1 protein-coding gene is annotated in these 255 nt (G+C 69.8%); it reads left to right on the top strand.

What is annotated here, in order from left to right:
- On the top strand, positions 1-255 hold a 255-nt coding region (locus F7R02_RS26080), incomplete at both ends, for a TAL effector repeat-containing protein (RefSeq protein ID WP_151210380.1).

The following is a 255-nucleotide window of genomic DNA, read 5'->3' as shown; positions in this document are numbered from 1 at the left end:
GCAGGTGGTGGCCATCGCCAGCAATGGCGGTGGCAAGCAGGCGCTGGAGACGGTGCAGCGGCTGTTGCCGGTGCTGTGCCAGGCCCATGGCCTGACCCCGGAGCAGGTGGTGGCCATCGCCAGCAATAGCGGTGGCAAGCAGGCGCTGGAGACGGTGCAGCGGCTGTTGCCGGTGCTGTGCCAGGCCCATGGCCTGACCCCGGAGCAGGTGGTGGCCATCGCCAGCAATGGCGGTGGCAAGCAGGCGCTGGAGAC

Source organism: Xanthomonas cissicola (assembly GCF_008801575.1).
Lineage (GTDB): Bacteria > Pseudomonadota > Gammaproteobacteria > Xanthomonadales > Xanthomonadaceae > Xanthomonas > Xanthomonas cissicola.
The sequence above is the reverse complement of the archived record's forward strand: the minus strand, read 5'-3'. Positions and strand labels throughout refer to the sequence as shown.